Genomic DNA, 6737 nt, shown 5'->3' with positions numbered 1-6737 from the left:
CACGCTGTTGAGTTCTCAAGGAACGGACGCTTCCTTCGGACCGCCTTCCAGCGGGCCCTCCGGGCTTCGTTCTTTCGTGTTTCCAGCTTATCAGACGTTTTCCGCTCCGTTTTCCGGAGTTTCATTCATCCAATCGGCTTTTGCCTTTCGGCGCTCCCGAACTCTACCAGAGTCTTTCGGGCCGTTTTCCCCGGTCGTTCTCGAATTCAGATTCGAGCCCGTTTCCGAGGGGCCGTCCCGTGGGGCAACCCGGAGAACACTACGCACCGGGCCGCCCCACGTCAAACCGGCCTCGGCCGGGGACGAACGAGCGTCAGGGCTCGACGAGCGAGCGTCAGACCTCGACCACGACCGGCAGGATCATCGGCCGGCGGCGGTAGTTGTCCGCGACCCACTTGCCGATGGTCCGGCGGACCAGCTGCTGCACCTGGCGGGGCTCCAGCACGCCGTCACCCGCCGAGCGGTCCAGGGCCTCCTGGAGCTTGGCGACGACGGGGACGAACGCGTTGTCGTCGATGCCGGAGCCGCGGGCCTGGATGGTCGGGCCACCGATGATCTTGCCGTTGGTCGAGTCGACCGCGACGAAGACCGAGATGAAGCCCTCCTCGCCGAGGATCTTGCGGTCCTTGAGCGAGGCCTCGCTGATGTCGCCGACCGAGGCGCCGTCCACGTAGACGTACCCGGCCTGCACCTTGCCGACGATCCGGGCGACGCCGCCCTCAAGGTCGACGCAGACGCCGTCCTCGGCGATGACCACGCGGTTGCGCGGCACCCCGGTGGCGACGCCCAGCTCGGCGGCCGCGCGCAGGTGGCGCCACTCGCCGTGGACCGGCATCAGGTTGCGCGGCTTGCAGATGTTGAAGAAGTAGAGCAGCTCGCCGGCCGAGGCGTGGCCGGAGACGTGCACCTTGGCGTTGCCCTTGTGCACGACCTTGGCGCCCCAGCGGGTCAGGCCGTTGATCACCCGGTAGACGGCGTTCTCGTTGCCCGGGATCAGGGAGGACGCCAGGACGACGGTGTCGCCCTCGACGATGCGGATCTGGTGGTCGCGGTTGGCCATCCGGGACAGCGCGGCCATCGGCTCGCCCTGCGAACCGGTACAGATCAGCACGACCTCCTTCTCCGGGAGGTCGTCCAGCTGCTTGACGTCCACGACCATGTTGCCGGGGACCTTCAGGTAGCCCAGGTCACGGGCGATGCCCATGTTGCGGACCATCGAGCGGCCGACGAAGGCGACCTTGCGGCCGTACTCGTGCGCGGCGTCCAGGACCTGCTGGATGCGGTGGACGTGGCTCGCGAAGGACGCCACGATGATGCGCCGGTCGGCGTTCGCGAAGACGTTCCGCAGCGCCGCCGAGATGTCCCGCTCGTGCGGGATGAAGCCGGGGACCTCGGCGTTGGTGGAGTCCACCAGCAGCAGGTCCATGCCCTCCTCGGCCAGCTTGGCGAAGGTCGGCAGGTCGGTGAGGCGGCCGTCGAGCGGCAGCTGGTCCATCTTGAAGTCGCCGGTCGCCACGACCATGCCGGCGGGGGTGCGGACGGCCACGGCGAGGGCGTCCGGGATGGAGTGGTTGACCGCGATGAACTCGCAGTCGAAGGGACCGATGCGCTCGCGCTGGCCCTCCTTGACCTCCAGCACGTACGGGCGGATCCGGTGCTCGGCGAGCTTGGCCTCGATCAGGGCGAGGGTCAGCTTCGAGCCGATCAGCGGGATGTCCGGGTTCTCCCGCAGGAGGAACGGGACGGCGCCGATGTGGTCCTCGTGCCCGTGGGTGAGCACGATGCCGTCGATCTTGTCGAGGCGGTCCCGGATGTAGCTGAAGTCCGGGAGGATCAGGTCCACGCCGGGCTGCTCGTCCTCCGGGAAGAGGACGCCGCAGTCGACGATCAGGATGCGGTCGCCGTACTCGAAGACCGTCATGTTGCGGCCGATCTCGCCGAGGCCGCCGAGCGGAGTGATGCGGAGGGCGCCCTCCTTCAGGGCCGGGGGCGCGCCGAGCTCGGGGTGCGGGTGGCTCAAAAGACTCTCCTCACGACGCACGCCATATGCCCGGGGTCCTCCCCCGGAGACATATGGCGTGCGTACTCAGTGTCGTTTTCCTACTGGGTCTGTGCTCTCGCGCCTTCGGTCCGGTCCAGCGGCGGACCCGGGGGGTCCGGCGAGCCGGGGCGCGCACGTCTGTGTCTGCTTAGAGGTGTACCCCGCCGGCGGCGAGATCCTGCTTCAATTGCGCGATCTCCTCGGCCGTCGCGCCCACCAGTGGCAGTCGCAGCGGGCCGGCCGGCAGGCCCTGGAGTTCCAACGCCGCCTTGGTGAGGATCACACCCTGCGTGCGGAACATACCGCTGAACACCGGCAGCAGGCGCTGGTGCACGCTGGTGGCCTTGACCACATCGCCGGCCAGGTGGGCCTCGATCATCGTGCGCAGCTCGCCGGCCACCACGTGTCCGACGACGCTGACCACGCCGACGGCCCCGACCGACAGCAGCGGCAGGTTCAGGATGTCGTCGCCGGAGTACCAGGCCAGGTCGGAGCGGGCGATCGCCCAGGCCGCGGCGCCGAGGTCGCCCTTGGCGTCCTTGTTGGCGACGATCCGCGGGTGCTCGCCGAGGCGGACCAGCGTCTCGTGGCTCAGCGCCACCCCGCTGCGGCCCGGAATGTCGTACAGCATGACCGGCAGCTCGGTCGCGTCGGCCAGGGCGACGGTGTGCCGGTACAGGCCCTCCTGCGGGGGCTTGCTGTAGTACGGCGTGACGGCCAGCAGGCCGTGCGCACCGGCGGCCTGCGCCTGCCGGGCAAGCTCGATGCTGTGGTGGGTGTCGTTGGTGCCGACACCGGCCACCACGTGGGCGCGATCCCCGACCGCCTCCACCACGGCGCGGACCAGTTGGGCCTTCTCGGCATCGCTGGTGGTCGGAGACTCACCTGTGGTGCCGTTGACGACGAGGCCGTCGTTCCCGGAGTCGACGAGGTGCGTGGCGAGGCGCTGGGCGCCGTCGAGGTCGAGTCCGCCGTCGGCGGTGAACGGGGTGACCATCGCGGTCAGGACCCGGCCGAACGGCGTCTGGGGGGTGGAGATCGGAGCCATGCGTCCAAAACTACTCGTAGGCGGTGGGACGGTTTCCACACCGGTCCAGGGTTCGGACAGGGGCAGCGGCGATGAGCGGCGGGAACAGGCGGCGCAATGGGATTCCGGTGCTGCCCGCTCGGGGGTTCAGGCAGCACCGGAATCCGTGCTCACGAATGTAGGGAGCGGCTAGAAAAGCCGCAATCCAGACATGCCAGACACTCGGCCCATATGCCTGTCGTCCCAGGTCAGGGGGCGACTCGGCCGTGCTTCTCGAAGGCCGCATGGGTGAGCGGCATGAGCTGCGCCCACTGCTGCTCCATCTGCTCGGCGACCATCTCGATCTCGCGCTGCGGGAAGGACGGCACCGTCGCGTTGTCCCGCTTGGTCCGCAGCGACAGGAAGTGCATCAGCGAGCGCGAGTTGCAGGTCGCGTACATCGAGGAGAACAGGCCGACCGGCAGCACCGCGCGGGCCACCTCGCGGGCCACCCCGGCCGCCAGCATCTCCTGGTAGCGGGTGTAGGACTCGCGGTACGCGGCCTCCATCGCCTCGGTCGTCGTCCTGTGCTGTTCGGGCGTGCCCTCGTGGAACTCGTACTTGCCCGGGCGGCCCTGCTGGACCAGCTTGCGGTCCTCCGCCGGGACGTAGAAGACCGGGTGCAGCTCGCGGTAGCGGCCGGACTCCTCGTTGTACGACCAGCCGCTGCGGTGCCGGTGGAACTCCCGGAACACGAAGATCGGCGCACTGATGAAGAAGGTCATCGAGTTGTGCTCGAAGGGCGTGCCGTGCCGGTCCCGCATCAGGAAGTTGATCAGGCCCTTGGACTTCTCCGGGTCCTGCGAGAGCGCCTCCAGGGACTGCTCCCCCGCGGTCGAGACGCGGGCCGCCCAGATGACGTCCGAGTCGGCGGCGGAGCTGCGGACCAGCTCCACCGTCACGTCGCTGCGGAAACTGGGGGCTGTCGGTTCGTCGCTCACGCGTTACTCCTTGCGGGTTCGGTGCTGTGCAGCTTGATGGCGTGCTGCATGGTCTTGCGGGCACGCGGGGTGTCCCCGGCGTCGGCGTAGGCCACGGCGAGGCGGAACCAGACCCGCCAGTCGCCCGGCGCGTCCTCGGCCTCGGCCTGGCGGCGCGCGAAGACCGCGTCGGCCGAGGCCCGGTCGATCCGCCCGCCCGTGCTGCGCTTGAGCTCGTCCACCGGCAGGCCGCCCTCGGCCTCCAGCTCCCGGGCGAGCCGCTCGCTGTCCCGACCGAAGCGGACGGTCTGGCGCAGGAACCAGACGCCGATCACCGGGATGACGAAGGCGCAGACACCGATGCCGATGCCCAGCGGCTTGCCGGTGGCGATCAGCTGGACGCCCTCCCCCACGCAGAGCAGGGCGACCAGCAGCAGCACGCCGGACAGGACGAAGAAGCCGGTACGAGAGGTCATGTCACGCTCCCTGGAATCACCACGGTCACACGTCCAGGAAGTGTTCGAGGCCGAAGGTCAGCCCCGGCGTCCCGACGACCCTGCGCGTGCCCAGCAGGATGCCCGGCATGAAGCTGCTGTGGTGCAGCGAGTCGTGCCGGATGGTGAGCGTCTCACCGGTGTCGCCGAACATCACCTGCTGGTGGGCGAGCAGCCCGCGCAGCCGGACGGCGTGCACCGGCACCCCGTCCACGTCGGCGCCGCGCGCGCCGGGCAGGCTGTGGGTGGTCGGGTCCTGCTGCGGCGGGCGGCCGGCCTCGGCGCGGGCGGCCGCGATCAGCTGCGCGGTCCGGGTGGCCGTGCCGCTGGGGGCGTCGGCCTTTCGGTCGTGGTGCAGCTCGACCACCTCGACCGACTCGAAGTACTTCGCCGCGATCTGCGAGAACTTCATGCCGAGGATCGCGCCGATGGAGAAGTTGGGCGCGATCAGCAGACCGAGTTCCGGGGCCTGGTCCAGCCAGCCGCGGACGGTGGCGAGCCGCTCGTCCGTCCAGCCGGTGGTGCCGGTGACCACGTGGATGCCGTGGTGCAGGCAGTGGTCGAGGTTGCCCATCACCGAGTCCGGGTGGGTCAGCTCGACGACGACCTGCGCCCCGGCCTCGGTCAGCTCCTCCAGCGCGGACCCGCGGCCCAGGGCGGCCACCAGTTCCATGTCGGGCGCGGCCTCGACGGCCCTGACCGCCTCGGAGCCGATCCTGCCCTTGGCCCCGATCACGGCGACACGCAGCGTCATAGCGAAAGTCCTCTCACACCAGCAGCTCGGCGAGCTTGGCGGCCCGCTTGTCGTTGACCGGGCCGATCAGCGCCAGGGACGGCCGGTACGCGCCCAGCACATCACGGGCCACCTCGTGGACGTCCTCCAGGGTCACCGACGCGATCCGCTCCAGCATGTCGTCCACCGACAGGTGGTGCCCGTAGCTGAGCTCGGCCTTGCCGATCCGGTTCATCAGCGAGCCGGTGTCCTCCATGCCGAGCACGGTGGAGCCGGAGATCTGCCCGATCGCGCGCTGCAGCTCCTCCTCGGTGATGCCCTCGGCGACCACCTTGGCCAGCTCGGCGCGGCAGATCCGCAGCACCTCCTCGACCCGCTTGGGCTGGCAGCCGGCGTAGATGCCGAACAGGCCGCTGTCCGCGTACGACGAGGAGTACGAGTAGACCGAGTACGCCAGGCCGCGCTTCTCCCGGACCTCCTGGAACAGCCGGGAGCTCATCCCGCCGCCCAGGGCCGCGTTGAGCACGCCCATCGCCCAGCGGCGCTCGTCGTGCCGCGGCACCCCGGGCACGCCCAGCACCAGGTGGGCCTGCTCGGTGGACCGGTTGAGCACCTCGACCTTGCCGGCCGTCCGCAGCGCCTTGACGCCGCGGCGGGCCTCGGCGGGGGCCGCGTCGGAGCGGGCCAGCACCGGGGCGAAGGCCTGCTCGACCTGCTTGACCACCTTGCGGTGGTCGAGGTTGCCCGCCGCGGCGACGACCAGCTGCTCGGGGCGGTAGCGCCGGTGGTAGAAGCCGGCGATCTGGTCCCGGGTGAGCGTCCTGATGGTCTCCTGGGTGCCGAGGATCGGGCGGCCGAGCGGGCCGCTGCCGTAGATCACCTTGGCGAACAGGTCGTGCACCACGTCGCCCGGGTCGTCCTCGGCCATCGCCATCTCTTCGAGGATGACGCCGCGCTCGGCCTCCACGTCCTCGGTGCGGATCAGCGAGCCGGTGAGCATGTCGCAGACCACGTCGATGGCCAGCGGCAGGTCGGTGTCCAGGACCCGGGCGTAGTAGCAGGTGTTCTCCTTCGCGGTGAAGGCGTTCATCTCGCCGCCGACCGCGTCCAGGGCCGCCGAGATGTCCAGCGCGCTGCGCCGCTCGGTGCCCTTGAAGAGCAGGTGCTCCAGGTAGTGGGTGGCGCCGTTGAGCTGCGGGGTCTCGTCCCGCGAGCCGACGCCGACCCAGATGCCGAAGGTCGCGGAGCGCACCGTCGGCAGGGTCTCGGTGACGACCCGCAGGCCGCCGGGGAGGACGGTGCGGCGCACCGTGCCGGCGCCGTCGACGCCCTTGAGCAGGGTCCGGGTGGTGCCGGGGCGCTGCTTTACCGCCGGGGCCTGCGCCACGGGGGGTACCTCCAGAGGAAACGCACGCGAGGAAGGCACGTGCGGACGTAAGCGTGTGGACAACGGGGTGCGGCCCGCACGCCGCGAGGCGTACGG

6 protein-coding genes are annotated in these 6737 nt (G+C 70.1%); all 6 read right to left on the bottom strand.

The features are described 5' to 3' along the window. Window positions 1-334: 334 nt before the first annotated feature. The 6 genes from ACZ7KX_RS37915 to ACZ7KX_RS37890 all read right to left on the bottom strand — a co-directional run bounded on the left by ACZ7KX_RS37915 (window position 335) and on the right by ACZ7KX_RS37890 (window position 6641). On the bottom strand, window positions 335-2020 hold the full coding sequence (locus ACZ7KX_RS37915) for a ribonuclease J (protein WP_470330489.1): 1686 nt from the start codon (window positions 2018-2020) through the stop codon (window positions 335-337). A gap of 169 nt (window positions 2021-2189) precedes the next feature. Beyond that, on the bottom strand, window positions 2190-3089 hold the full coding sequence (dapA, locus tag ACZ7KX_RS37910; RefSeq protein ID WP_470330488.1) for a 4-hydroxy-tetrahydrodipicolinate synthase: 900 nt from the start codon (window positions 3087-3089) through the stop codon (window positions 2190-2192). Between the two features lie 227 nt (window positions 3090-3316). Beyond that, a complete protein-coding gene (thyX, locus tag ACZ7KX_RS37905) occupies window positions 3317-4048 on the bottom strand; it encodes an FAD-dependent thymidylate synthase (RefSeq protein WP_350525440.1) in 732 nt (243 codons plus the stop codon). Continuing rightward, window positions 4045-4503 carry a tetratricopeptide repeat protein gene (locus ACZ7KX_RS37900; protein ID WP_350525441.1) on the bottom strand — a complete coding sequence of 153 codons (459 nt, stop codon included), beginning with the start codon at window positions 4501-4503 and terminating at the stop codon, window positions 4045-4047. The genes thyX and ACZ7KX_RS37900 overlap by 4 nt, the downstream gene beginning before the upstream one ends. Before the next feature lie 25 nt (window positions 4504-4528). Further along, window positions 4529-5275 (bottom strand): 4-hydroxy-tetrahydrodipicolinate reductase, encoded by a 747-nt coding sequence (gene dapB, locus ACZ7KX_RS37895; RefSeq protein WP_470330487.1) that lies wholly within the window; start codon window positions 5273-5275, stop codon window positions 4529-4531. 13 nt (window positions 5276-5288) lie between these two features. Continuing rightward, window positions 5289-6641 (bottom strand): M16 family metallopeptidase, encoded by a 1353-nt coding sequence (locus ACZ7KX_RS37890; protein WP_470330486.1) that lies wholly within the window; start codon window positions 6639-6641, stop codon window positions 5289-5291. Window positions 6642-6737: the final 96 nt, after the last annotated feature.

Source organism: Kitasatospora sp. NPDC038210, assembly GCF_055600605.1.
This window is presented reverse-complemented; position numbering and strand designations above follow the sequence as displayed.